General features: G+C 49.5%; 20 protein-coding genes and 3 tRNA genes. 22 read left to right on the forward strand and 1 reads right to left on the reverse strand.

Annotated elements, in window-relative coordinates; translation table 11 throughout:
- Nucleotides 1-18 precede the first annotated feature (18 nt).
- From lspA to ACFVVF_RS23495, 17 genes are all read left to right on the forward strand, one after another.
- Nucleotides 19-543: a signal peptidase II gene (gene lspA, locus ACFVVF_RS23415; protein ID WP_387814808.1), complete on the forward strand. Its 525-nt coding sequence runs from the start codon at nt 19-21 to the stop codon at nt 541-543.
- Entirely contained in the window at nt 524-1,513 is a 990-nt protein-coding gene (locus tag ACFVVF_RS23420; RefSeq protein ID WP_387814810.1) for an RluA family pseudouridine synthase, read from the forward strand. Before lspA ends, ACFVVF_RS23420 begins: the two co-directional genes overlap by 20 nt.
- Nucleotides 1,514-1,660: 147 nt before the next feature.
- The gene (locus ACFVVF_RS23425) at nt 1,661-2,896 is read left to right on the forward strand and encodes an LL-diaminopimelate aminotransferase (protein ID WP_387814812.1); all 1,236 of its coding nucleotides are present in this window, start codon (nt 1,661-1,663) and stop codon (nt 2,894-2,896) included.
- Nucleotides 2,897-3,942: 1,046 nt separating this feature from the next.
- Nucleotides 3,943-4,515, forward strand: coding sequence for a bifunctional pyr operon transcriptional regulator/uracil phosphoribosyltransferase PyrR (gene pyrR, locus ACFVVF_RS23430; protein ID WP_387815086.1), 573 nt, complete (start codon nt 3,943-3,945; stop codon nt 4,513-4,515).
- Complete coding sequence (locus ACFVVF_RS23435; RefSeq protein ID WP_387814814.1) at nt 4,512-5,411, forward strand: aspartate carbamoyltransferase catalytic subunit; 900 nt, start codon at nt 4,512-4,514, stop codon at nt 5,409-5,411. Before pyrR ends, ACFVVF_RS23435 begins: the two co-directional genes overlap by 4 nt.
- A gap of 67 nt (nt 5,412-5,478) precedes the next feature.
- Nucleotides 5,479-6,771: a dihydroorotase gene (locus ACFVVF_RS23440; protein ID WP_387814816.1), complete on the forward strand. Its 1,293-nt coding sequence runs from the start codon at nt 5,479-5,481 to the stop codon at nt 6,769-6,771.
- 40 nt (nt 6,772-6,811) lie between these two features.
- On the forward strand, nt 6,812-7,957 hold the full coding sequence (locus ACFVVF_RS23445; protein WP_042159856.1) for a carbamoyl phosphate synthase small subunit: 1,146 nt from the start codon (nt 6,812-6,814) through the stop codon (nt 7,955-7,957).
- A complete protein-coding gene (carB, locus tag ACFVVF_RS23450; RefSeq protein WP_387814818.1) occupies nt 7,944-11,165 on the forward strand; it encodes a carbamoyl-phosphate synthase large subunit in 3,222 nt (1,073 codons plus the stop codon). Before ACFVVF_RS23445 ends, carB begins: the two co-directional genes overlap by 14 nt.
- A 6-nt stretch (nt 11,166-11,171) precedes the next feature.
- On the forward strand, nt 11,172-11,303 hold the full coding sequence (locus tag ACFVVF_RS23455; RefSeq protein WP_387814820.1) for a hypothetical protein: 132 nt from the start codon (nt 11,172-11,174) through the stop codon (nt 11,301-11,303).
- Nucleotides 11,287-12,012, forward strand: a complete 726-nt coding sequence (gene pyrF, locus ACFVVF_RS23460; protein ID WP_387814822.1) for an orotidine-5'-phosphate decarboxylase — start codon at nt 11,287-11,289, stop codon at nt 12,010-12,012. Before ACFVVF_RS23455 ends, pyrF begins: the two co-directional genes overlap by 17 nt.
- 1 nt (nt 12,013) lies before the next feature.
- The gene (gene pyrE, locus ACFVVF_RS23465) at nt 12,014-12,661 is read left to right on the forward strand and encodes an orotate phosphoribosyltransferase (RefSeq protein WP_387814824.1); all 648 of its coding nucleotides are present in this window, start codon (nt 12,014-12,016) and stop codon (nt 12,659-12,661) included.
- Between the two features lie 182 nt (nt 12,662-12,843).
- On the forward strand, nt 12,844-14,571 hold the full coding sequence (locus ACFVVF_RS23470; protein ID WP_387814826.1) for a methyl-accepting chemotaxis protein: 1,728 nt from the start codon (nt 12,844-12,846) through the stop codon (nt 14,569-14,571).
- A 175-nt stretch (nt 14,572-14,746) separates the two neighbouring features.
- The gene (locus tag ACFVVF_RS23475; RefSeq protein WP_387814828.1) at nt 14,747-15,514 is read left to right on the forward strand and encodes an ABC transporter ATP-binding protein; all 768 of its coding nucleotides are present in this window, start codon (nt 14,747-14,749) and stop codon (nt 15,512-15,514) included.
- The gene (locus tag ACFVVF_RS23480; protein WP_387814829.1) at nt 15,480-16,565 is read left to right on the forward strand and encodes an efflux RND transporter periplasmic adaptor subunit; all 1,086 of its coding nucleotides are present in this window, start codon (nt 15,480-15,482) and stop codon (nt 16,563-16,565) included. The genes ACFVVF_RS23475 and ACFVVF_RS23480 overlap by 35 nt, the downstream gene beginning before the upstream one ends.
- Before the next feature lie 3 nt (nt 16,566-16,568).
- A complete protein-coding gene (locus ACFVVF_RS23485; RefSeq protein ID WP_387814831.1) occupies nt 16,569-19,463 on the forward strand; it encodes an ABC transporter permease in 2,895 nt (964 codons plus the stop codon).
- A gap of 6 nt (nt 19,464-19,469) precedes the next feature.
- The gene (locus ACFVVF_RS23490; protein ID WP_387814833.1) at nt 19,470-20,354 is read left to right on the forward strand and encodes an ABC transporter ATP-binding protein; all 885 of its coding nucleotides are present in this window, start codon (nt 19,470-19,472) and stop codon (nt 20,352-20,354) included.
- Between the two features lie 6 nt (nt 20,355-20,360).
- Nucleotides 20,361-21,902 (forward strand): ABC transporter substrate-binding protein, encoded by a 1,542-nt coding sequence (locus ACFVVF_RS23495; RefSeq protein WP_387814834.1) that lies wholly within the window; start codon nt 20,361-20,363, stop codon nt 21,900-21,902.
- A 99-nt stretch (nt 21,903-22,001) separates the two neighbouring features.
- Here the strand turns inward: ACFVVF_RS23495 and ACFVVF_RS23500 are convergent, their stop codons facing one another.
- Nucleotides 22,002-22,520, reverse strand: coding sequence for a 2'-5' RNA ligase family protein (locus ACFVVF_RS23500; protein ID WP_387814836.1), 519 nt, complete (start codon nt 22,518-22,520; stop codon nt 22,002-22,004).
- 82 nt (nt 22,521-22,602) lie between these two features.
- Here ACFVVF_RS23500 and ACFVVF_RS23505 point away from each other — a divergent pair, with 82 nt between their 5' ends.
- The 5 genes from ACFVVF_RS23505 (at nt 22,603) to ACFVVF_RS23525 (ending at nt 26,018) form a co-directional block, all read left to right on the forward strand.
- Entirely contained in the window at nt 22,603-22,767 is a 165-nt protein-coding gene (locus ACFVVF_RS23505) for a hypothetical protein (protein WP_387814837.1), read from the forward strand.
- Between the two features lie 123 nt (nt 22,768-22,890).
- Nucleotides 22,891-22,967: transfer RNA gene (locus ACFVVF_RS23510), tRNA-Met, on the forward strand.
- A 36-nt stretch (nt 22,968-23,003) separates the two neighbouring features.
- Nucleotides 23,004-23,080 (forward strand) — tRNA-Ile (locus ACFVVF_RS23515).
- 17 nt (nt 23,081-23,097) lie between these two features.
- Nucleotides 23,098-23,183, forward strand: a tRNA-Leu gene (locus ACFVVF_RS23520).
- 693 nt (nt 23,184-23,876) lie between these two features.
- Entirely contained in the window at nt 23,877-26,018 is a 2,142-nt protein-coding gene (locus ACFVVF_RS23525) for an ATP-dependent nuclease (protein WP_387814839.1), read from the forward strand.
- Nucleotides 26,019-26,021: the final 3 nt, after the last annotated feature.

A 26,021-nucleotide genomic window follows, 5' to 3' on the forward strand; every position in this document is an offset into this window, starting at 1 on the left:
CAAACTAGGAGGGATAAGATGCGGTTTTATTATTATTGGATCGCTGTAATCGTATTTGCCATCGATTACATTACGAAAAAAATTGTGGCGACCCAGATGAATCTATACGATCAAATCAGCGTCATCGGCAATTTCTTTCTTATTACTTCGCATCGGAACCGCGGAGCTGCTTTTAGCATTTTGCAAGATCAGCGATTGTTCTTCATAGTCATTACGGTCTTAATCGTCGCGGGGATTATATGGTATGCCCATGCGAATCGGAATTCAGGCAAAGTTTGGCTGCTGACAGGGCTTGGACTTGTACTTGGCGGAGCCCTCGGCAATTTCCTCGATCGTGCCCTGTACGGAGAAGTTGTCGATTTTCTGATGTTCAACTTCGGCAGCTATACGTTCCCTATTTTCAACGTAGCGGACTCAGGCATTTGCGTCGGTGTTGCGCTAATTCTTATCGATACACTAATTTCGGCTAAAAATGAAAAATCAGATAAAGCAAGCCACGGAGAGGACAAGGAAACTAACGAGCATGAGCAGCAACCTGTATAACGAAAATGAGAACGAAGTCGAAGTAGAGCTGGTATTGGAGCATGATGAGCTTGAGGAGCAGTTGACGGTCATTGCTTCTGAAGAGCAAGCCGGCGAAAGAATTGATAAATTCGTAACGGAAAGCTTGAATGATCCTGCAATTTCCCGTACGCAAGTACAGGATTGGATCAAATCGGGAGCTGTTACAGTCAACGGTGCCGCTGTAAAGGCCAATTATAAATTGAACCCGGGCGATGAGGTTGCTGTAAGCGTTCCGGAGCCTGAAGATGCAGAAATCGTTGCGGAAGCGATTCCACTGGATGTTGTGTACGAAGACGGTGATGTCATTGTCATCAACAAGCCCCGGGGGATGGTTGTTCATCCTGCACCGGGTCATTCGTCCGGCACAGTCGTCAATGCTTTGATGCATCATTGCAAGGATTTGTCCGGCATCAACGGAATGCTGCGCCCGGGTATTGTTCATCGTATCGATAAAGATACGTCTGGACTGCTGATGGTTGCCAAAAACGATTTGGCGCATCTGTCGCTGGCAGAGCAATTGAAGGAGCATTCCGTCACCCGCAAATATATTGCCCTTGTGCATGATAATTTGCAACATGATCAGGGTACTATTGATGCACCTGTGGGCCGCGATTCGAAGGATCGGAAAATGTTTGTCGTGACCGACCGGAACAGCAAGCATGCGGTGACCCATTTTATCGTCATGGAGCGGTTGAATGACTATACGCTTGTGGAGCTCCAATTGGAGACGGGCCGCACGCATCAGATTCGCGTTCATATGAAATATATCGGGCATCCGCTTGCCGGTGATCCGGTATATGGAAGGAACAAGACCGTTGCACTAAAAGGGCAGGCACTGCATGCTGCAGTGATCGGTTTCTCTCATCCGCGAACCGGAGAGTACCTGGAATTTGAAGCTCCGATTCCTGCTGATATGGAGCATGTGCTTAACTCGCTCCGTTTACGTTAATATTCATCTATCCCAAAGACGAGAACTTGCGCAATAATGCAAACATTTCGTTATATTCTTCATTATTAAGAGCCGGAAAGTATATTATTCTTATTCTAAAGCTTAGATGGATGACGATTAATGAAGAATAAGGATAGGTGAACGTTCATGACGAATATTAACCATAATTATTTGGAGCTGCAGGGCAGCTACCTGTTCTCTGAAATTGCCAAACGCCGCAATAAATTTATTCAAGAAAATCCGAATGCTGAAATTATCAGCTTAGGCATCGGCGATGTAACGCGCGGTTTGCCGGATGCCGTTACGAAAGCGATGCATGCAGCTGTGGACGAGTTGGCATCTCCAGGCTCCTTCCGCGGATATGGCCCTGAGCAAGGTTATGATTTCTTGATTAATGCGATTATCGAGAATGACTATAAGGCTCGCGGCATCGATATCCAAACGAATGAAGTGTTCGTCAGCGACGGTTCGAAATGTGACGTCGGCAACATTCAGGAGATTTTTAGCGAGAACAGCATCGTGGCTGTACAGGATCCGGTATATCCCGTATATGTTGACACGAACGTTATGGCTGGCCGTTCCGGCAAGTTCAACAAAGAGACGAACCGGTATGAGAACATCGTTTATCTGGAGTGCACGGCGGAAAACAACTTCACGCCTAGCTTGCCGGACCGCAAAGTCGATCTCATCTACCTCTGCTACCCGAACAACCCGACTGGCATGACACTGTCGAAGGACGAGCTGAAAAAATGGGTTGATTACGCTAAGGCGAACAACTGCATCATCCTGTACGATTCGGCTTATGAAGCGTTCATTCAGGAAGATGACGTGCCGCATTCGATCTATGAGATAGAAGGAGCGCGTGAAGTTGCAATCGAATTCCGCAGCTTCTCAAAAACTGCCGGCTTTACCGGCGTTCGCTGTGCGTACACAGTCGTTCCTCGCGACCTGAAAGGCTTGGATGCGAATGGCGGCGAAGTGCTTATCAATGATCTGTGGAACCGCCGCCACACGACGAAATTCAATGGCGTATCCTATGTGACGCAGCGCGGCGCGGCAGCTATTTACTCGCCTGAGGGTAAAGAGCAAATCGCATCTCTCGTCGATTTCTACATGACGAACGCCCGTATTATCCGCGAAGGCCTGGCTTCAATTGGTCTGGAAGTATTCGGCGGCGTGAACGCCCCTTACATTTGGCTGAAAACGCCAAACGGCCTTGATTCATGGGCATTCTTCGATAAGCTTCTGTCGGAAGCGAATATCGTAGGCACGCCGGGTGTCGGCTTCGGCCAAAGCGGCCAAGGCTACTTCCGTCTGACGGCGTTCGGCAGCCGCGAGAATACGGAAAAAGCGGTTGAGCGTATCCGCAATCTTTCGCTGTAGGCGAGTGAATAAGAGTTCCGGCAGGGGTGAGGCCCTTGCCGGAGCTTTTTTTATTGAGCGAGGGCGAGTTGGGGAGTTAAATTAGCCCATTTGTTTAAGCAGCGGCTGTGGCTGTAAAGCAAGCCGCAGCTCAAAAATAGTGAGCTTGCTTGTTGAACATGGATTAGCGAATCGGATTCGCTAAAAAGCGAAGCTGGATTCGCAGTAGAAGGGGCCGGCAGCTGTCTGCCGATGGATAGCGAACTTTTCTTCGCTATCCGTGAACGCAGGTTCACCAGTAGCGAAACTATGTTCGCAGTAGAGTGGGGTCGGTCCGTATGCGACAGCTGCAGCGAAAGTTGGTTCGCAAAATAACGAAGCAGGTTCGTTATTTTGATAAGGCCGCAGTGAGGTAGGATTGGGGAGCCTGGGAAGACTGGTTAGAAATTTACTCAGTAGAGATAGGCAGGCTTGATGCGCAACTTAGATCCTTTCGAGTACAACGTCAAACGCAGCTTTTACGCCAATTATTCTTTACAAACTAAACAACGCCTTTCCTGCTCGTAACCATTCATTTTTTCCACTGCATGAGGTTTACCGACGAAGTGTGCTGCCCGGTCATTCATGCTGCGCTCTGCGCTCATCTACTGCTTTAGCAACAGTAACAGCCTTAGCTCATCAACTACTTTACAGCTCATCAACTGACTCACAGCTAAGCAACGTTCTTTTTTCACCAATGGGAGCAAATGACCTTGACATCTTTTGTCGAATGTGTGATAATTCCTTTGATATATAGCAGTACCTTTAACTCAGCCCTGTGAGGCTGGCAAGGTAGCGTGAATAACAGATCGGGCAAGCACATGTACGGGCTTTGTCGAACCGCGTCCAGAAGGGACGGCTGTCGGCAAATCCAGCCTAATGTGTTCTGACGGTCTCAGGCTCCTTGCGTCAATCGCTAGGAGTTTTTTTTATGCTCTGCCTCCTTAGCGACAACGCAATGCAACACAGCTACAGCACGGAAGATCAGCAAGCACAAGATGGAACGGACGGGAGGCGGCTTTTCGAATATGGAAGACGAGCATCTGGTCATCATGGATGAAACAGCGATCCGGCGGGCGCTAACGCGTATTGCCCACGAGATCGTGGAGAAGAACAAAGGCATAGACAACTGTGTTCTGATCGGCATTCGGACAAGGGGCATTTACTTAGCCAGAAGAATCGCTGAACGCATCCGGGAAATCGAAGGCAAGCCGGTGCAGGTGAGCGATCTGGACATTACCTCTTACCGGGACGACCGGAAGACGGTGGCAGCAGGATTAAAAGCCGATATCGAGATTGCAGCGGCAATCGGCGATTTGAACTTCAGCGTACAGGATAAGAAAATTATTTTGTTCGACGATGTTCTTTTTACGGGCAGAACAATCCGCGCAGCGATGGACGCACTGATGGATTGCGGAAGACCGCAAAGCATTCAGCTTGCGGTGCTGGTGGACAGGGGACATCGGGAGCTGCCGATTCGGCCGGATTTTGTAGGCAAGAACGTTCCTACCTCAAAGCAGGAGCAAATCGCAGTATCCCTCACCGAATTTGACGGCAAAGACCAAGTAAAGATCATACATCAGAGGGGGCAAGCCGGATGACGCTGACGCAACTGAAACAACGGAGTTTGCTCGGTTTGAAAGATCTAGGGAAAGATGAAATCGAATCGATTCTGGACCGTGCCGCTTATTGGGAGCAGCACCCGAACAAGGTGCACACGGTCATGCAGGGGAAATTCGCAGCCAATATGTTTTTCGAGAACAGCACGAGAACAAGGTTCTCGTTCGAAGTAGCCGAGAAAAGACTCGGAGCGGAAGTGCTGAACTTCTCAGCCGCCGTATCAAGCGTACAGAAGGGCGAATCGATCTACGATACGGTTCGCACGCTGGAATCGATGGGCATTGATGCCGGCATCATCCGATTGAAGCCAATCGGCGTACTGGCAGAGCTGGCAACAAAGATTAAGGTGCCGCTTATCAATGCAGGCGACGGTAACAACGAGCATCCTACACAAGCGCTGCTTGATCTTTACACGATGCGCAAGCAATTCGGCAGCCTGAAGGGCTTGAACGTCTCCATCATCGGCGATGTACTGCATAGCCGGGTAGCGCGCTCCAATCTGTATGCGCTGCGGAAGTTCGGAGCAAATGTCCAATTTTGCTCGCCGGGCAATATGAAGGCAGATGAGCTTGATGCTCCATATGTCTCCATGGAAGAGGCGTTGAAAGCCGATGTCATCATGATGCTTCGCGTACAGCTGGAACGCCACGAGAGCGGCATGCTGAACTCGGCGGAAAGCTATCGCGAGCACTTCGGATTGACTGTAGAGCGCGCAGCCAAAATTGCAGAGCATGCCATCATCATGCACCCGGCTCCAATCAATCGCGGTGTAGAGATCGACGACGAGCTCGTCGAGCACCCGCAATCACGCATTTTTCCGCAAATGGAAAACGGCGTGCCAATCCGGATGGCGGTTGTCGAACGGGCACTAAGCTAACGAAAACGCCCGCTCATAAGCGGACGGATAGAATGCGAACCGAATAAAACCGGAGGGGGAACAAACAATGACATTATGGATTCTGAACGGCAGCGTATGGGATGAAGCTTCTGGCAGCTTGCTGAACAAGCATGTGCGTGTGGAAGACGGACAAATTGCCGAAATTATAGATGGAGTTAATGCACCGGATACGGGGTCTGCTGAAGTGATCGATGCGGCAGGCAAGCTGCTCTCCGCAGGCCTGATCGATATGCACGTGCACTTGCGTGACCCGGGCTTTGAATATAAAGAGGATATCGCAACGGGCACCCGCTCGGCGGCGAAAGGCGGCTTCACAACGATCGCCTGCATGCCGAATACGAGACCTTCAACGGATACGCCGGAAACGGTGAAGTACATTTTGGACAAAAATGCGAGCGAAGGCGTTGTGCGCGTCCTGCCTTACGCGGCGATTACGAAAAACCAGCTCGGCCGTGAGCTGACTGACTTCGCAGCACTGAAAGAAGCTGGCGCAATCGGCTTTACGGATGACGGCGTAGGCGTGCAAAGCGCGCAAATGATGAAAGATGCAATGGCGCTGGCGCAATCGCTGGATATGCCGGTCATCGCACACTGCGAAGACAACACGCTCGTTGAAGGACTTTTCTTCAGCGAAGGCGAGTTTGCCCGCAAAAACGGCCTGAAGGGCATTCCGAATGAATCGGAAGCCATCCATGTCGGCCGTGATGCGCTGCTTGCGGAGTCGACAGGCGTTCACTATCATGTCTGCCACGTAAGCACTGAGCAATCGGTTCGCCTGATTCGTCTGGCCAAGTCGATTGGCGTACGGATTACCGCTGAGGTTTGCCCGCATCACCTGGTGCTGTCGGACGAAGATATTCCGGGCTTGGATACTAACTGGAAAATGAACCCGCCGCTTCGCACGCCTCGCGATGTGCAGGCTGTTATCGAAGCGCTGGAGGACGGCACGATCGATATGATCGTAACGGACCATGCTCCTCACAGCGCGGAAGAGAAAGCACGTGAAATTCAACTGGCGCCATTCGGCATCGTTGGCTTCGAGACAGCTTTCCCGCTGCTCTATACGAAGTTCGTACTGACAGGCAAATGGACGCTTGGCTTCTTGCTGCAGCGCATGACCAGCGATCCGGCTCGCGTATTCCGCTTGCCGACTGGACGGCTGGAGCAAGGTGCACCAGCTGACCTGACCCTGATTGATCTGGACAGCGAGCGGGCAGTTGATCCATCGACCTTCGCATCGAAAAGCAACAACACGCCATTCGGCGGCTGGAAGCTGCAAGGCTGGCCGGTAACGACAATTGTGAACGGAGCTGTCGTGTACAGCGAATCCGCTAACTGATACATTACTGAGAATTAAGATGACCTGAGGAGTGATACGGATGCAAGCAAGATTATTGTTGGAAGACGGAACGTTGTTCACGGGACTCTCGTTCGGCGCAGAAACGCAAACGTTGGGAGAAGTCGTGTTTAATACAGGGATTACAGGTTACCAAGAAGTGCTCTCCGACCCGTCCTACTGCGGACAGATCGTAACGATGACTTACCCGCTCATCGGCAACTACGGCATTTCACGCGACGACTTCGAGTCGATCAGCCCAAGCATTCACGGCTTTGTTGTACGCCGTCATGAGCCGGTGCCAAGCAACTGGCGTGCGCAATATTCCCTCGGCCAATTGCTTAAGGAATACAACATTCCAGGCATTAGCGACATCGACACTCGCATGCTGACTCGTATTCTTCGCCAGCACGGCACGATGAAAGGTATCCTGACAACGGGTACAGAGCGTGTTGAAGAGCTGCAAGAGCGTCTTGGCCTGACACAGCTTATGACCGACCAAGTTGCCCGCACATCGACGAAGCATGTATTCTCGAGCCCTGGCAACGGCGAACGTATCGTTCTTGTTGACTTCGGCGCGAAAAGCGGTATTCTGCGCGAGCTGACAAAACGCGGCTGCGACGTGGTTGTCGTACCTCATGACACGACTGCTGACGAAATCCGCAAGCTTGCTCCAGACGGCATTCAGCTGTCCAACGGCCCTGGGGACCCGAAAGATGTACCGCATGCGGTTAAAATGATTTCCGAGCTGCTCGGCGAATATCCGATCTTCGGCATCTGCCTTGGTCACCAGCTGTTCGCACTCGCTTGCGGCGCTGACACAACCCGCCTGAAATTCGGCCACCGCGGCGGCAACCACCCGGTTAAAGAACTGGCGACGAACAAATGCTACGTCACTTCCCAAAACCATGGCTACACGGTTCTGGAAGAGTCGATCAAAGATACGGACTTGTCCGTTACGCATATCAACAACAATGATAAAACAATCGAAGGCTTGAAACATAACAAATATCCGGCTTTCACGGTACAATACCATCCGGAAGCTGCGCCAGGTCCATTCGACTCCAGCTATTTGTTTGACGAGTTCCTTGAGATGATTCGTACACATAAGCAAAATAACCCGCAGAAGCCTCGTCAAGCTATACTTGCGGCAACGTTGAAAGGAGAGCTTCAGTATGCCCAAAAATAATGAACTCAAAAAAATTCTCGTTATCGGCTCCGGCCCGATTGTCATTGGACAAGCGGCGGAGTTCGATTACGCCGGCACACAAGCTTGCCAAGCGTTGAAGGAAGAAGGCTATGAGGTTGTTCTGATCAACAGCAACCCGGCTACAATCATGACTGATACGAACATGGCTGATAAAGTATACATCGAGCCGATTACGCTGGACTTCGTATCTCAAATTATCCGCCAAGAGCGTCCTGACGGCTTGCTGCCGACACTGGGCGGACAGACAGGCCTGAACATGGCTGTTGAGTTGGCACGCGCAGGCGTTCTGGAAGCTGAGAATGTGAAGCTGCTCGGTACGCAGCTGACTGCTATCGAAAAAGCAGAGGACCGCGACTTGTTCCGCGATCTGATGCGTGAGCTTGAACAACCAGTACCAGAGAGCGTTATCGTAACGACGGTTGACGAAGCTGTCACTTTTGCCAACGAAATCGGCTACCCGATCATCGTTCGTCCTGCCTATACGCTTGGCGGCACAGGCGGCGGCATCTGCTCCAACGAAGAAGAACTGCTTGAGACGGTTGCTTCCGGTATTCGTTACAGCCCAATCAACCAGTGTCTGATCGAGAAATCGATTGCTGGCATGAAGGAAGTTGAATATGAAGTTATGCGTGATGCGAACGACAACTGTATCGTTGTCTGCAATATGGAAAACTTCGACCCGGTTGGCGTACACACAGGCGACAGTATCGTCGTAGCGCCTTCCCAGACGCTGTCGGACCGTGAGTACCAAATGCTGCGCTCCGCATCGCTCAAGATTATCCGCGCCTTGAACATTGAGGGCGGCTGCAACGTTCAGTTCGCGCTGGATCCGTTCAGCTTCCAATACTATGTTATCGAAGTTAACCCGCGTGTAAGCCGCTCGTCGGCGCTCGCTTCCAAAGCAACTGGCTATCCGATTGCAAAAATGGCAGCGAAAATCGCGATTGGCTACACGCTGGATGAAATCATTAACCCGGTTACGGGTCAAACTTATGCGATGTTTGAACCAACTCTTGACTATATCGTATCGAAAATTCCGCGCTGGCCGTTCGACAAGTTCGTCAACGCCAACCGCAAGCTCGGTACGCAAATGAAAGCGACTGGCGAAGTTATGGCTATCGGCCGTACATTCGAAGAGTCGATTCACAAAGCGGTTCGCTCGCTTGAAATCGGCACACACCGTCTGCATCTGAAAGAAGCTTCTTCCCTGGATGACGCTGTATTGCGCGCCCGCCTTGAGAAGCCGGACGATGAGCGGATGTTCCTCGTAGCGGAAGCTTTCCGCCGCGGCTACAAGCTGCAAGAAATTCAAGACATTACGAAAATCGACTGGTGGTTCCTGGACCGCATTGAATCGATCGTCCAATTCGAGGATCGCATCCGCCGCGAAGCTACCTTGACGCGCGACACGCTCTATGAAGCGAAACGCAAAGGCTTCTCGGACCGTTCCATCGCCGAGATCCGCAATGAAGGCTTCCCGAACGGCAGCCATACGAATGAGCATGATATCCGCGCATTCCGTAAAGAGCTGAACCTTCTGCCTGTATACAAAATGGTAGATACTTGCGCAGCCGAGTTTGAAGCGACTACGCCTTACTACTATTCAACATACGAAGTTGAGAATGAAGTGACGAAATCGGATAAAGAGAAAGTTCTCGTACTCGGCTCCGGCCCGATCCGTATCGGCCAAGGCATCGAGTTCGACTACTCGACGGTTCACGCGGTATGGGCGATCCAAAACGCCGGCTACGAAGCGGTTATTATCAACAACAACCCGGAAACGGTATCGACGGACTTCAGCACATCCGACCGACTCTACTTCGAGCCGCTGTTCTTCGAGGATGTTATGAACGTAATCGAGCAAGAGAAGCCAATTGGCGTTATCGTTCAGTTCGGCGGCCAAACGGCGATCAACCTTGCTGCGCCGCTGACGAAAGCAGGCGTTCGCATTCTGGGCTCCAGCCTGGAGAGCATCGATGCTGCGGAAGACCGCAAGAAGTTCGAAGCTTTGCTTCGCAAGCTGAACATTGCACAGCCGGAAGGCAGCACGGTCACTTCGGTTGACCAAGCGGTTGAAACGGCACAAAAGCTCGGCTATCCGGTGCTCGTTCGTCCATCGTACGTCCTTGGCGGACGCGCTATGGAAATCGTCTACTCCGATGAAGAGCTTCTGAGCTACATGGAAGTTGCGGTAAAAATCAATCCGGAGCATCCGGTACTGATCGACCGTTACATGCTGGGTAAAGAAGCCGAAGTCGACGCAATCTGCGACGGCGAAACAGTTCTTATCCCAGGCATCATGGAGCATATCGAGCGCGCAGGGGTTCACTCCGGCGACTCCATCGCAGTCTACCCGCCGCAATCGCTGTCGGATGACATTAAAAACCAAATCATCGATATCACGACCAAAATCGCGAAAGAATTCGATGTTATCGGTCTGGTCAACATCCAGTTCGTTATTCATAACGATCAAGTATACGTGATCGAGGTTAACCCGCGTTCGTCCCGTACAGTACCGTTCTTGAGCAAAGTAACGAACGTGCCGATGGCGAACCTGGCAACGAAAGCGATTCTCGGTACTAAGCTTGCTGATCTTGGCTATGTGGACGGCCTGTGGCCGGAAGACAGCTATGTATCGGTAAAAGTGCCGGTATTCTCCTTCGCGAAGCTGCGCCGTGTCGATCCGACACTGACGCCGGAAATGAAATCCACTGGCGAAGTTATGGGCCGTGACGAGCAATATGCCAAAGCGCTGTACAAAGGCCTCATTGGCGCAGGCATGAAAATTCCGATGACTGGCGCGATTATCGCGACAGTAGCGGACAAAGATAAAGAGGAAGCGACAGAACTCTTGCGCGGCTTCTACGATCTGGGCTACAAAATTATCGCAACTGGCGGCACAGCCGACACGCTTGAAGCGGCAGGCTTGCGCGTAAGACGCGTGAACAAGCTTAGCGAAGGCACGCCAAACATCCTCGACCTTATCCGTGAAGGTGAAGCGCACTTTGTTGTCAACACGTTGACCAAAGGCAAAACACCGGAGCGCGACGGCTTCCGGATCCGCCGTGAAGCGGTAGAGAACGGCGTAGTCTGCATGACCTCGCTCGATACGGTTCGCGCCCTGCTCCGCATGCTGGAGACGATCAACTTCTCGTCCCGTGCAATGCCAGTGCTGCAGCCTAAATAATAGCAAGTGAAAGCACGGCCAGCGCTGTTGCTTCGCAAGTCCGGGCCGATATGGCATCGGTCTTGCGAAGCCGGCGGATGGCCGTTTATTACGGGTAAAAAGCCGAAAGGGGCGAAAAATAATGGGATTAACGCGTGAGCAAGCAGCCGGCAAAATAATGGTTGCGCTAGATTATGCTGATGCCGCAGCGGCCGAGCGGCTGCTTCAGGAGCTGCAAGGCATTCCGTGCTATATGAAGGTAGGCATGCAGCTGTTTTACGCAGCCGGACCGTCCTTTGTAGAGGAGTTAAAGAAAAAGGGCTATCTGGTCTTCCTTGATGTGAAGATGCATGATATTCCGAATACGGTCAAAGGCGGCGCGAATAGCGTAACGAAGCTGGGCGTCGATATGTTCAACGTCCATGCGGCTGGCGGAGCAGCCATGATGGAAGCCGCTCTGGAAGGCGCAGATGCTGCGCTTCATTCCGGACAAGCCCGTCCTGCGGTCATTGCGGTGACGCAGCTGACCAGTACGAGTCAGGCAACGTTGAACAATGAGATCGGAATTGCTGGAACGGTGGAGGACGCAGTTATCCGTTACGCCCAGCTTGCGAAGCAGGCAGGGCTGAACGGTGTGGTCGCTTCTCCGATGGAAGTTGAAGCGATTAAGGCCGCTTGCGGTGCTTCATTCCAGACGGTTACGCCAGGCATCCGGCCAAGCGGCGCAGCGCTTAATGACCAGTCCCGAATTATGACGCCGCGTGAAGCCTTGAACCAAGGCACGGACTACATGGTAATCGGCCGTCCGATTACGGCTGCTAGCGATCCCCGTGCTGCTTTAGAATCCATTATTGAGGAGCTGATCTAAGATGAGTGAAGTGACATTGACGAATCTGCCGGCCCAAATTGCGGCCAAATTGCTGGAGATCGAAGCGGTGGCGCTTCGTCCGAATGAGCCGTTCACATGGACGTCGGGCATTAAATCGCCGATTTATTGCGACAACCGGCTGACGATGTCTTACCCGGCTATTCGCGACCTGGTCGCAGAAGGCTTTGCAGCCGTTATCCGTGAGAACTATCCCGATGCGGAAGTCATTGCCGGAACTTCGACGGCAGGCATTCCTCATGCGGCTTGGGTATCGCAAAAGCTGAACCTGCCAATGGTCTACATTCGCGATAAAGCGAAGGGACACGGCAAACAGAATCAAATTGAAGGCAAGCTTCTTCCGGGTCAAAAGGTCGTCGTCATCGAAGATCTGATCTCCACAGGCGGCAGCTCGCTCAAAGCGGGCCTGGCTGTTCGTGAAGCCGGAGCAGAAGTTCTTGCTGTTCTCGCAATCTTTACGTATCAATTCGAATCGGCTTCCGCCGCTTTTGCAGCAGAGAATATGCCGCTTGAGACGCTTTCGAACTATACGGCACTGATTCAAGCCGCACTTGAAGCTGGCAAGGTTGAGAGCGGGGACGTTGAATTGCTGCAATCCTGGCGTCAAGATCCTCATTCCTTCGGCAAGTAAAAGCTGCTTGCGAACATTTCCAGTTATCCGGACAGACCTTTCATTCAGAAAGGTCTGTTTTTGTCTTTTTCGACAGTTTTTTTGCAAAATATGATTTGATTTCATGTTGGTTTCAACCTGATTTGCCGATATATTATCATGGAAACTTTCAATCAGACATGGTAAAAAGGGGCGGAATACGGATGAGATTTAACTTGAAATGGAGACTGGCTTTAATTGGTGTGCTGCCGCTTTTTTTCTATGTGTTCTCGGGTTTATATTTGTTGGGGGAACTGGAAAAGACGAATACGAGAATGTCACATGATGTTTACGGGGTGTCTAACCGGACGACTACACTCGTCTTGAATGCAGACCGCGACTTGTATCAAGCGTTGTCGGCTTATCAGTATTTGACGGAGGACGAGATCAGCAGCGCGGACAAGGAAAAGTGGGATAAAGATCTTGAGCTGAATATTAAAGAAGCCAAAGAAAGACTGACCGCTGCAAAGGAAATTATGGAATCAGGCGGACTGATGGAATTGACGGATGAACAGACAGGCTTGTCGATTGCCGAGCTGGCTGACAAATTCAGCGTTGATTTTACAGCATGGTCGGATTCCATTATGAAAGCGGCAAAGTCTGATTACGATAGAGCTGTAGACTTAAAGTTGCGTGAGCAATTCAACCAAACCCGTTCTGGACTCGATGCAATCGGGAACGTGCTGAATCAATTTGCGGAAGATCAGATCAACAGCAGCAAGCAGCAGTTTAAGGGAACGCAGATCGGAAATCTGGCGGGAATGGGATTCGTATCTATTGTATTGATTCTGCTGATTTTCTTCTCGATACGGACAGTTATGCGCACGGTTAATACCGTTATGAGAAAGACGCAAATGGTAACCGACGGCGATCTGACTGCTGAGACGAGCCTGAAGTACAACAAGGACGAGCTTGGCGACATATCGCGTTCAGTGGATCGCATGATCGAAGTGATGAAGCAGCTCATTACCGGGATTGCTGCCAATGCGCAGGATGTCAGCTCCTCATCCCAGCAGCTCAACGCTGTATCTAAGGAATCGGCTGCAGCCTCTCATCATGTTGCAACCAATATTCAAGAGGTTGCTAACGGTACTGAGGTGCAGGCACGCAGCGCCGAGGAGACCGCGAAAGCGATTGAGGAGATGACGATCGGCATTCAGCGGATTGCAGAAAATACGACAACTGCGGCGGAGCAATCCAAGTCGACCTCGGAGGAAGCCGGTCAAGGGCAAGAAGCGCTGGAGCGTCTTGTGGAGCAAATGGGCCTGGTCAAACAGGTCATTGGCCAACTGTCAGATGTCATCGGCCATCTTCAAGTTCGCTCCCAGCAAATCGGCACGATTGCCGAAAACATTACCGTGTTTGCGAATCAGACGAATATTTTGTCGCTTAACGCTTCTATAGAAGCGGCTCGTGCCGGCGAACAAGGCCGCGGCTTTGCCGTTGTAGCCGGTGAAATCCGTAAGCTGGCGGCGAATTCCCTGGAATCGGCGGACGGCATTCATCAGCTGGTAGCAGAGACAAGAAGCGATATTTCGGGCGCTTCGGATTATATGTCGCAGACGCTGACGGAAGTAGAGCGCGGAAATGACCGGGTTGCCGAGCTTCAGCAAAGCTTGACAGTTATCGTGGCCGCTATCGACAATATGACGGAGCAGCTGCAGGAAAATTCGGCGATTACGCAGCAAATGTCGGCAAGCTCCGAGGAAGTGAACGCTTCGATGGAGCAGTCTGCATCGTCGGCAGCCTCCAATCTAGAGCGTACGGAGAGCGTTGCGGCAGCAACGGAAGAGCAGCTGGCGCTGATGGACAACATCGCTTCCGCTGCAGTTCACCTGGATGATATCGTTAGCGAATTGAACCGCGCGATCCATCATTTTAAAGTAAAATAGAGGTTTGAAAAGTGTACTGAATTCGCTTGTTTCGTTAGGAAAACGGGCGAATTCAGTTTTTTTATTTTTACGGAAGAAGATATTGCATATTGATGTAACTTTTTCACCTCGTCCTGCGTCTAATCGTGTAAGATGAGAATTATGAAAAGGGTAAGGGGAGGTATGGCAGCAATTCATGTTATTCAAGAAGCGGGTTAATGCAGAAGTGGAGCAGACGGAGCAAGCAAAGCCAATAGAGCAAAGCGTACAGCCGCCCGACAAAAAGTTACATAACGGCAAGCTGTTGGAGGTTATAAATGTAGAACGCGTATTCCAAGCGGGCGGCGCTCCTCTGAAAGTGCTGAAGGGTCTGAACATGGAGCTCAGGCCTAATCAGCTTGTCATGCTCCGGGGACGATCCGGTTCAGGCAAAACAACGCTGCTCAACTGTCTGGGAGGACTCGATACGCCAACGAGCGGGGAGATCTGGTTCGGTGGACGGCCTTTCCATAAAATGAGCGACGATGACCGGACGCTGGTCCGCCGCAAGGAAATGGGCTTTATTTTTCAGGCGTTTGCGCTTATGCCGCTGCTGTCGGCATGGGAGAACGTCATACTGTCGCTCCGCATGGCGGGCACGCCGCGAGCGCTCTGGAAGGACCGTGCTGCTCATTGCCTTGAGCTGGTAGGACTGGAGAAGCGGATGCATCACCGGCCGTTTGAGCTTTCGGGCGGCGAGCAGCAGCGGGTTGCGATCGCTAAGGCCATCGCGCATCAGCCAATATTGCTGCTTGCGGACGAACCGACAGCGGAGCTGGATTCAAATATGTCAGCACAGATTATGGCAGTCTTTCAAAATATTATTCGCACCGAACAAGTTACGATATGTATGACTACACACGATCCTACGATTTTGGAGGTTGCCGATCATGTCTATGAAATGGTGGACGGGAAGTTTATTTAAACGAAGTGCAATTATTATGTTATCAGCATCCATTATGCTAACGAGCGGCTGCTCGCTATTGCCGAAGGAAAGCGAGGAGGAAGTGCTGCCTTCCATCGCTCCGCCGCAAATTGCGAAGAAGCCTGAATACGAAGTAACGACAACTACGCTGTTATCGACAGTGCAAGTGGTCGGGAAATTGATCTCTATGCAGGAAGAGACGCTGTTCTTTACACTGGGCGAGAAGCATTTGAAGGAGCTTAATGTGAAGGTTGGCGACAAGGTCGAGAAAGGCAAAGTCATTGGCGTGCTGGACGTCGATCTGATGCAGCGGGATTTGAGAAACGAGCGTCTGGCCTTCAAGCGTGAAGAGAACGCAATGAAGGATACGCTTCGCCAGAAGGATGAGATGGACCCGATCGAGTTTGAGGAGAAAATGATCGCGTTCGAAGAGAAGAAGCAGAAGATTTCCGACCTTGCGGAAGAGATCAACAAAGCGACGCTCGTTGCGCCATTCAGCGGCACTATCGTTACGCTGAAAGTGAAAAAGGGCGATATGATCAAAGCTTATGATCCGATCGTCGTTATTGCCGATACGAGCAAGTTGACGGCTGCAGCGAAGCTGTCGAAGGATGATTTTGCAAAAATCGCCGTCGGCATGCCAATCTCTGTGGAGATTAATAATGCAGGGAAATTCAATGGCACAGTAAAAACCATGCCGATTGTGAGTGACGATCAAAACAACGGCGGTAACGGTGGAGGAGGCGGCGGCAATCCCAATGGCCAGCCGGAGCAGGAGCGTCCGGAGGACTTTATGCTCGTCGAGATCAAGGATATGCCTAAAAACCTGAACCGTGGAACTCCGTTATCGATTACAGTCATTACGAAAAGGAAGGAAAACGTTATCGTTATTCCGCCGTCAACGCTTCGTACGCTTGGCCCCCGCACCTATGTACAGGTCGTGGATGCAGAAGGCAAACGCGAGGTGGATGTAGAGATCGGTCAGCAAACGCCGACACAGATTGAAATTGTGGCAGGGTTGAAGCCAGGGCAGAAAGTCGTAGGTCGATAGCTAATGGGAATACCGTTATTCCGGTTTCTATTTCGTAAAATGTGGAATACCCGCTGGATGACAATCAGCACGCTGGCGGGTTTGACGATGGCTGTTGCATTTGCAACGAGTATTCCGATGTATGCGGACGGCGCCTTGAAGCGGGTAGTCGCCCAGTCGCTTCAGCAGAAGAGCACAGGTCTTCCGGCAGGCTCGCTGCTTATGCGGTATCAGTCACAAGGCGGGAAGACGGATCTGGCTGCCTTAACGGATGTCAGCTCCTTTATTACTGAAGAGGTGCCAGGCAAGATCGGCTTTCCTTACAATACGGCCGTTCGCTCGTACTCTATCCGCAGCGCGGATGTTATTCCTGAGGATCCTTCTAAGGTAGATGCAAGCCGAAGCAGGCAGTTGACGATGATGTCGATGTCGGGCCTAAAGGATAAAGTGGAATTGGCTCAAGGACGCTGGTTTGTTGATGCTCCTTCTGATGGAATAATTGAGACGGTCATGTTCGAGGAAGCGATGTTCCGTAATGATGTCCATGTTGGCGATGTGTTTGAATACCCGATCTATGGCGGGCTTAATCTGACGCTTCGCGTCAAAATCGTCGGGGCGATTAAGCCTTTGAACGAGTCCGATCCATTCTGGTATCAAGGGCTTGAAGGGCTGATGGGCACGTTCCAGATCAGCGAGCAGGCGATGACCAAATCCTTGTTCGAGAAAGCGGGCATTCCGCTTCACAATGCAAGCTGGTACTACGCTTTCGATCTGTCCAATGTGAAGACGAGCCAGCTCTCGCCGCTAGGACGTACGCTGGAGCGCTTGAATATTGAGCTCTATCAGAAGCTGAAGGAAACGAGAGTTGAGATTTCCTTCGCCGATACGCTCAATGAATTCAAAAAGCAAAGCCTGCAGCTGCAGACCTTGCTGTTCACGCTGGCAGCGCCAATGATTGCGATGGTCTTCTACTTCATCGCGATGAATGCACGTCAGTCGCTCGACAAGCAGCGGAGCGATATCGCCGTACTCCGGAGCCGTGGCGCGGGGACGAGGCAGATTATAGGGATCTATCTGCTGGAGGGCCTAATCTTAGGCGGCGTTGCTATGGTGATAGGTCCGATGCTGGGCTGGTATATGGCCAAAAGCATCGGTTCGGCGAATGGCTTCCTGTCATTCGTCAACCGCAAATCGATACCGGTCGGTTTTTCGACTGAAGCCATTATTGCAGGCGGCGCAGCTGTACTGCTGGCGATATTGTCCACAGTCATTCCGGCCATCATCTATGCAAGATCGTCGATTGTCAGCTATAAGCGGGACTTGGCCCGTTCGGACCGCAGTCCGTTCTGGCAGCGCTGGTTCTTGGACGTCTTGCTGATGGGCGCAGCAGGCTACGGCTGGTATCTGTTCAATCAGCGTCAAATGCTGACGTTCCAGACGGGAATGACGACCGACCAGCTGAATGTGCAGCCGTTTCTCTTCTTCGTTCCGGCGCTTGCGATATTCGCATTCGGATTGTTCTGCTTAAGGCTGTTCCCATGGCTGCTCAAGCTGTTTAACTGGCTCGGACGCAAGTTTTTGCCGGTGCCGCTTTACTTGACGCTGACGCAGCTGTCCCGTTCATCCAAAGGCTATTATCCGTTGATGATTCTGCTGATCTTAACGCTGGGCCTTGGCGTGTACAACGCGTCGGCTGCACGTACGATCGATTTGAACTCTACGGAACGCACGCTGTACAAATACGGCTCTGATGTCATTATCCAGACGTCTTGGTACGGTACGCCTGAATTTAAACAGCCTAGCGGGGGTAATGGCGGCGGTGGCAACGGTGGAGGTAATGGCGGAGGCGGTAACGGAGGCGGCCCAGGTGGCGGCGGAAACGGTGGTGGCGGCGGTGGCGGTCAAACCCCGCCAAGCAAAATATTGTACACAGAACCGCCGTTTGAATTATTCCGCAAGCTGGAAGGCGTCGAGGCAGCGGCCCGCGTGCTCCAGACGAAAGGCAATGTTGTCGTATCCGGCCGTTCCATCGGCCAAGGAACGGTAATGGGCATCGACAATGTCGATTTTGCCAAGGTGGCCTGGTTCCGCAACGATTTATTCCCTACGCATCCTTACAATTATTTGAATTATTTGGGGATGTATGAGCAAGCAGCACTTATTCCTTCCAAGGTAGCGGAGAAGTATCAGCTGAAGCCGGGAGATCCGATTTCTGTAGGCTTTGCGGAAGGCAAGCTTGATTTTGTCATCGTAGGCATTTTGCCATACTGGCCGAGTCAATACCCGGATCAGTCGCCATTTGTCATTACGAATCTGGACTATCTGTACGATCAGCTTCCGATTATGCCGTACGAGGTCTGGCTGAAGATGAAGCCGGATGCGAAGGTTGCTCCAATCATCACAGCACTGCAGAAACAAGGCTTGGAGCTGGCGTCTGTGAAGGACGTTCGAACCGAGCTGACGATCCAATCGAAGCATCCGACCCGCGGGGGCGTATTCGGTATCCTATCGCTCGGATTCCTCGTGTCGGTTATCGTCACGCTGATGGGCTATGTGCTTTACTGGTTCTTTAATTTATCCGGCCGTGTCGTTCAATTCGGTGTGCTGCGGGCGATGGGACTGTCCCGCAAGCAGTTGACCGGCATGCTGCTATTGGAGCAGCTGTTCACGGCGGGGCTGTCTATCGGACTTGGCGTTGCAATCGGCAAAGTAACGAGCTTGCTGTTCCTGCCGTTTCTGCAGACAGCGGAGAATATAGCGGAAACCGTTCCGCCGTTCCGGGTCATCTTTGATTCGAAGGATACGAACCAGCTATACGCTGTCGTCGGCTTCATGATGCTGACAGGCGCGATGCTGCTTTTCCTGCATATCCGCAGGCTGCGTGTGCATCAAGCGGTCAAAATGGGAGAGGAGCGGTAATCAACAATGATTGATTGCGAAGGTCTAGTCAAAATTTACAAGTCAGACGATCTTGAGGTCGTCGCTCTGCAAGGCTTGAACTTGAAGGTGGAAGACGGAGAGCTGATGGCCATTATCGGCAACAGCGGCAGCGGCAAATCAACTCTCCTGAACATATTGGGTGGTCTTGACCACCCTTCCGCTGGTTCCGTACGTGTAGGACCGTGGGATTTGCTCAAAATCACCGATGATGAGCTTGTGAAGTACAAGAGGGAAACCGTCGGCTTCATTTGGCAGAACAATGCCCGCAATCTATTGCCGTATTTGACGGCTCTAGAAAACGTGGAGATGCCGATGATGCTCTCCGGCAAAGTAGACCGTCCTTATGCAAAGCAGCTGCTGGAGTGGGTCGGTCTGAAGGAGAGGATGCATAACAAGCTGCATCAGCTCTCCGGCGGTGAACAGCAGCGGGTAGCGATTGCAATATCTTTGTCCAATCGTCCGAAAATGCTGCTTGCCGATGAACCGACAGGTTCCGTCGATACGGCAACCTCTGATCTGATCATGGGCATTTTCCGCAGGCTGAACCGCGAGATGGGCATTACGATAGTCATCGTAACCCATGACCTGTCGTTAGCCGGCAAAGTAGACCGCGTCGTAGCCATTCGCGACGGGCTTACGAGTACGGAATTCATTAAGCGGAATCCGAATATGACTTCGGGTGGAGGTGAGGAAGAGCATACGGGTACAGGGCTGCAAGCCGTACACGAGGCCTATGTCGTGGTTGACCGGGTAGGCCGGCTGCAGGTGCCGAAAGAATATTTGTCGGCACTCGAGATCAAAGACAAAGCAACAATGGAATTTGACGGTGAGCGTATCATCATTACGCCGCCTAAATCACTGGGGGGATAGGTCAATATGAATAAGGGGAAAGCGGTTAGAAAATGGGTAGCTATCATCATGACACTAACGATGGTAATCGCTCTTCTGTCAGCATGCAGCGGAAGCGGAGGGAATAGCGAAGCGGAAAAACGCGTACTTCGGATTGGGGTATTGTACGGAAGCGGAGACAATGATCAATATTTCCGTCAACAGTACACGGATATGTATGAGATGACACACAAAAACATCGAATTCGAAATCGTTAATGCGATTGACTGGAACGAACAGCGTTTCGAAACGCCTAATCCAGAAGGCGCAAACAATCAGCCGGACCCTTATGAGAAAATGAAAGAAATGCTTACCGGCAAAAACCCGGTAGACGTTGTCGTAATTGACTACAGCATGCTGCGGAGATTGACGCAGGATAACCTGCTCAAGCAGCTTGATCCGCTCATTCAGAAAGCGAAATTCGATCTGAGCGACTACGTTCCAACGGTTATCGACGGCATTAAAGCGGCAGGCGACGACAATCTGTATGCGTTGACGCCAACATTCTCATCCTCCGCTCTTTACTATAACAAGAAGATCTTTGCAGACGCAGGTGTTGAGCCTCCAACGGACAACATGACATGGGACGATATTATTGCCAAAGCCCGTCTGGTAGCTAACGGCACAGGTGCGGACCGCAAATTCGGTCTGTCAATCAACCGCTGGGGAGGCGACGGCTTCAGCGACGCACAGACCTTTGGAGCTGCGCTGCAGCTGAAAATGTGGGATGACAAAGGCGAGAAAATGCTCGTAAATTCCGGTGACTGGGAAATGGCATGGTCGACGGTTGCAGGCTTGTACAAAGAGAAGATTTCTCCGACGCAAGAAGATATGCAGAAAATCAACGAAAAACAAGCATCAGGTGATGTAGGCTTTAACCCGGTTTCCGGTGACTTGTTCATTAGCGGTAAAGTGGCTATGACGGTAGGCGATTATGGCTACATTAACGAAATTAACAATACAATGAACAACGCATCGAAAATCAAAGGCTTTGAAACGTTTGAATGGGATGTTGTTACACCTCCTACACATGCGACAAAACCAGGTGTCGGCGGCAATATCTATTACAGCCAGCTGATGGGGATTAACCAAAACGCTCAAAATCCGGACGACGCTTGGAAATTTATCGAATTCACGAACAGCAAAGAATGGGCTGAATTGAAAGCACGCAGCACATATGAGCTGGTGTCGCGTAAAGAGTTCATTAAGCCTAAAAACGGCGCAAACTACAACATTAACGCGTTCACGACGCTGAAGCCGGTACCTCCGACTTCGACCGACGCTGATGCGCTGTGGCGGACAAAACCTAACCTGTGGGAAGCGCAGCAGCCTGGCTATGAGTTGTTCCAGCAAGTAGTCAAAGGCGATAAGACAGTTAAAGAGGCTCTGCAGGAATGGGAAACGAAAGGCAATGCTATCCTTGAGAAAATGAAGAACAATCCGACCGGCGGCGTTACTGACGGAGGCGGAACGATCGATGTGAAGCCTCTCAATGACGAAGCGGCTTTGAAAGCAGCAGCCGGAGAGTAAGCGTTAAGCAGCAATACAGGATGAATATCAAAACGAGCAACGCGTATGGGACGTTTAGAGGTCCTGTATGCGTTGCTCGTTTTTGTTGGGGGCAGAAATTCAAGCGCGGAACTGGAACGACTGATAGGCGGTCCAGAAGCCGTTCTCCGTCGCATGAAGCAGGTGTATCCGGTCGATGACCGATTCCAGACTCACATCGGACATCCGGAGGTTGCCATACAAGTCATGCAGCTCGCCTGGCTCCATCTGCTGGCCGATCGTAACATGCGGCGTGTAGACGTAGTTAGGAGCGGGTATAGCTAGCGGCCCGCTGCATATTGCCTGCTGAAGCTGCTGAACGGGCAGCGGGTCTTCCAGCGCCAAATAGAGCACGTTGCTGACCGGGAAAAAGGTGGACACGCGATTAAATCGGATCGTGAACGGCGATAAAGCGGAAGTGACCGTGTCCAAATGTGCTACTGCTTCTTTCAATTGCTCTTTGGACAGCTCTTCCTTGTCCCGGAGAGTCAGGTGAGGAGGGATCGCATTATATTTGGGATCATGGCGGATCCGCCAGCCGTTGGCGAAATCCTGTACCTCTTTTGACGGAAATGCAGCAATGCCGAATTGCATCATCATGATCAGCTCCTTTTTGCTCCGTGGGAGCATCTTTATATTCTGCTAAATTAGGGTACTCTAAAAACCAAGGAGGGATACGACAGTGAAATGGATATATTGGGTTAGGCTGTACGAAACGAAGTTTCAGGCAGGCGTCCTCGTTCGAAGGATGGAGAATGACTGGTGGGTATACGGCTACGATTGTCCTAGGGAGATCGAAGTGTTCCGCTCGCGTAAGGGAAGATACGGGGTCCGTTTCTTGCCGTAAAGCTTCAAAAATGGCGTTGTTCATTTATTTTCCTTAGCAGAGAAAAAAATGCTTGACTATGTAATAGCGTATGTTGTATATTAATTGATGTCGCCATTACGATGTTTTACCAAATGGAACTGTCGCGGGGTGGAGCAGCTCGGTAGCTCGTCGGGCTCATAACCCGAAGGTCGTAGGTTCAAATCCTACCCCCGCAACCAACCTTTCGATTAAATGTCGCACGGACATTTTTACGAGGGCCCTTAGCTCAGTTGGTTAGAGCGGTCGGCTCATAACCGATTGGTCGGGGGTTCGAGTCCCTCAGGGCCCACCATTTGAAACATCAACCATGCCGGGGTGGCGGAACTGGCAGACGCACAGGACTTAAAATCCTGCGGTGGGTGACCACCGTACGGGTTCGATTCCCGTCCTCGGCATACTAAAAAAACCTTGAACTTATTGGTTTTTTACGATGTACATACTTGCAATAAAAACATAGTTCTGTGTATTTGAATAAAGTATACAGGATTTGAATGGAAATGAAAAAACCTCCTTTGACTTATCTGACTAGCTCAGGTAGTTGAAGGAGGTTTTTTTCGTTGCTGATAAAGGATGAACGGGAGTGAAGAAATCTGCACCAGCAAGGATGGAAGAAGCATTTATATAGTTCATCAATTGGAAGAAAGCGAATAATCTTAGTGAACAAACATTGTGGCGAAGGTTCTTTGTGGATCCTACTGATAATGGAATTTAGAAAAGAGAGTAGAAAGAGCAGGACACATCAGACTGTGTATGAAACCTGTGCGATAGGTTTTTTGCTAGAACTGCCTATAACATATAAATATTGGGGTATAGTATATAATTTATTTAGTTCATTTAGTAACTATTAAAAAAGGGTAATCAAGGAAAGTGTCGAATTTTAGTTCTAATAGTTTTTGATATGATAATGGTATTGTGGCCTAAGAATTACTATGGACATATTAATAACCATTCTTTTGAGCCGGTTTAGGTTCATCTTTTGTGGTGGTTGCAAATTATCCCGCAACCGCACCAATTTCTCAACAATACAAATTACCGAAAAGTAACGTAATCTATTGTATAAATCTGCGGTGGATAAGGAGAATGTTTTTATGTACTTGAAATATTTACAGGTAGTTAATTATAAAAATTTGAAATCGGTAAAATTTAACTTTTCTCAAGGTGCCAATACGATTATTGGTGAGAATGATTCCGGAAAGTCTAATACTGTTAATGCATTAAGACTTCTATTAGATGATTCTTATTATTATAATAGTAAAAAACTAAAAGATAGTGACTTTTCATATGATCTGAACGAATGGCGTGGACATTGGATTATTATATCTGGTGTTTTTGTGGACATTACAACAACAGACAAGGAGAATGAAGTCTGTGCCGAAATTGTTCCAGAAGAAGAAAATGAAAATTTCCTTAAATCTTATATCAATAGCGGTAATGAGGATATTGGAGTAGTCACTTTATTTATTCGACCTCAGAAAGCTTTAAGAAAGAAACTTTATGAGGCGGATTCAAAAGCAGAATTTGATGAATGTATTAGATTGGTTAAGCTATCTGATTATGAGTTTTATTATACATCACGTTCACAAACTGATTTTACAGATCCAGAGGTTTACAGAAATATTGTGGGTGATTTTGAACATGGAGTTTATTGTAACCCTGACGATGATGACGCAGCGGTATTAGGAAGTAAGCTGAATATTACAGATGTTCAGGAACATATCTCAGTAATGTTTATAGATGCGCTAAGAGATGTTGCGAATGAAATGCGTAAGCCCAGAAATCCTATTCGAAGGATCGTAGAGGTGGTAGAAGCCCAGATTAAGCCAACTGATATTGAAAGGATAAAAGAAAAGATTAGTGAGTTGAATGCTTCTATTTCTGAAGTAGAGCAGATTGGAAAAATTGGCGAACAAGTTAATTCTAAGCTCATGGACATGATTGGAATGGTCTATTCTCCTGAAATTGCATTGGAATCGCAGCTTAATGATGAAATAAACGCGTTGTCTCGTTATTTATCAATAAAGCCATCTAATCAGAATGATATCGAATTATTGGGACTTGGTCATTTAAATATGATCTATATGGCGCTTAAATTAGTTGAATACAAATTCAACCGTACCCGTGAACTTATTAACATAATGATTATTGAAGAACCTGAAGCACATATTCACACTCATATTCAGAAGACCCTATTTGACAATTTAAAACTTACGAAAGATTATACTCAAGTTATTATGACAACTCATTCAGCCCATCTTTCGGAAGTTTCAGAGATTAGCAAGATAAACGTTGTAAAGACTATCGGAAACGTATCGCATGTAATGCAACCCATTTTAAATTTGGATCAATTTGGAGAGGATAACCTTAAATTGAAAAATTTAAAGTTATCTGAGTGTATTGAAAGATACCTTGATGCAAAACGGTCTGTCTTGTTATTCTCAAAAGGAGTTCTTCTAGTCGAGGGTGATGGAGAAGAAATCTTAATTCCTAATATGGTCAAAATTGGGTTGGGAGTGACACTCGATGAGCTGGGGATAGGATTAGTAAATGTCGGGAGTACTGTATTTGAGTACATTGCATGTTTGTTTGATAATGACAGAATTCAACGACGTTGTTCCATTATTACTGATAGAGATATTCAAGCAGTTGAAGTTAGCAGTTCTTTTTATAGTGAAAATGCTGAGCAAAGAGGAATTAGTAGACAAACTAAGCTTAATCGTTTATTTGAGAATAACCCTTGGGTCTCAACGTTCTATGCTGAAAATACATTTGAAGTTGAATTTGCGAACAGCAATGATAATTTAACTTTTATAAGTGAAATTATTGACATTAATTACTCTGATGCTGCGACAATACAGAGGCATAAAAAATCTTTGAAGGGAACAGATCAAGAACGTGCAAATACTGTATTAACATTGGCTAAATCAGTTGGTAAAGGATGGTATGCGACATTACTTGCTAGTAAAATAGATGAATCCGTTCAGATACCTGCTTATATCTTATCTGCAATAGCATTTGCTTGCGAAGAAATTATTACGACAGAAATCAAACTCAAAATGGTGTCTTATTCTTTATCTGCGTATGGCGTAAGCAATGACGAGATGCTTTCAATAATGAAAGGAGCAGTAACCGTGGAAGAGAAGGAACAGGCAATATCTAGATTTTGTGAGGCTTATCCCTCAGATATAGTCTCGTTGTTTTTAGAAAAAATGGACAATCTTTATCTAGGGTGAAAA

Origin of the sequence: Paenibacillus sp. NPDC058174 (assembly GCF_042883865.1) — a bacterium.
Taxonomy (GTDB): Bacteria; Bacillota; Bacilli; order Paenibacillales; family Paenibacillaceae; genus Pristimantibacillus.

Bases quoted from the DNA above. Each gene is read 5' to 3' on its own strand.
- lspA (WP_387814808.1), top strand. From the start codon at position 19: ATGCGGTTTTATTATTATTGGATCGCTGTAATCGTATTTGCCATCGAT.
- ACFVVF_RS23420 (WP_387814810.1), top strand. From the start codon at position 524: ATGAGCAGCAACCTGTATAACGAAAATGAGAACGAAGTCGAAGTAGAG.
- ACFVVF_RS23425 (WP_387814812.1), top strand. From the start codon at position 1,661: ATGACGAATATTAACCATAATTATTTGGAGCTGCAGGGCAGCTACCTG.
- pyrR (WP_387815086.1), top strand. From the start codon at position 3,943: ATGGAAGACGAGCATCTGGTCATCATGGATGAAACAGCGATCCGGCGG.
- ACFVVF_RS23435 (WP_387814814.1), top strand. From the start codon at position 4,512: ATGACGCTGACGCAACTGAAACAACGGAGTTTGCTCGGTTTGAAAGAT.
- ACFVVF_RS23440 (WP_387814816.1), top strand. From the start codon at position 5,479: ATGACATTATGGATTCTGAACGGCAGCGTATGGGATGAAGCTTCTGGC.
- ACFVVF_RS23445 (WP_042159856.1), top strand. From the start codon at position 6,812: ATGCAAGCAAGATTATTGTTGGAAGACGGAACGTTGTTCACGGGACTC.
- carB (WP_387814818.1), top strand. From the start codon at position 7,944: ATGCCCAAAAATAATGAACTCAAAAAAATTCTCGTTATCGGCTCCGGC.
- pyrF (WP_387814822.1), top strand. From the start codon at position 11,287: ATGGGATTAACGCGTGAGCAAGCAGCCGGCAAAATAATGGTTGCGCTA.
- pyrE (WP_387814824.1), top strand. From the start codon at position 12,014: ATGAGTGAAGTGACATTGACGAATCTGCCGGCCCAAATTGCGGCCAAA.
- ACFVVF_RS23470 (WP_387814826.1), top strand. From the start codon at position 12,844: ATGAGATTTAACTTGAAATGGAGACTGGCTTTAATTGGTGTGCTGCCG.
- ACFVVF_RS23475 (WP_387814828.1), top strand. From the start codon at position 14,747: ATGTTATTCAAGAAGCGGGTTAATGCAGAAGTGGAGCAGACGGAGCAA.
- ACFVVF_RS23480 (WP_387814829.1), top strand. From the start codon at position 15,480: ATGTCTATGAAATGGTGGACGGGAAGTTTATTTAAACGAAGTGCAATT.
- ACFVVF_RS23485 (WP_387814831.1), top strand. From the start codon at position 16,569: ATGGGAATACCGTTATTCCGGTTTCTATTTCGTAAAATGTGGAATACC.
- ACFVVF_RS23490 (WP_387814833.1), top strand. From the start codon at position 19,470: ATGATTGATTGCGAAGGTCTAGTCAAAATTTACAAGTCAGACGATCTT.
- ACFVVF_RS23495 (WP_387814834.1), top strand. From the start codon at position 20,361: ATGAATAAGGGGAAAGCGGTTAGAAAATGGGTAGCTATCATCATGACA.
- ACFVVF_RS23500 (WP_387814836.1), bottom strand. From the start codon at position 22,520: ATGATGATGCAATTCGGCATTGCTGCATTTCCGTCAAAAGAGGTACAG.
- ACFVVF_RS23525 (WP_387814839.1), top strand. From the start codon at position 23,877: ATGTACTTGAAATATTTACAGGTAGTTAATTATAAAAATTTGAAATCG.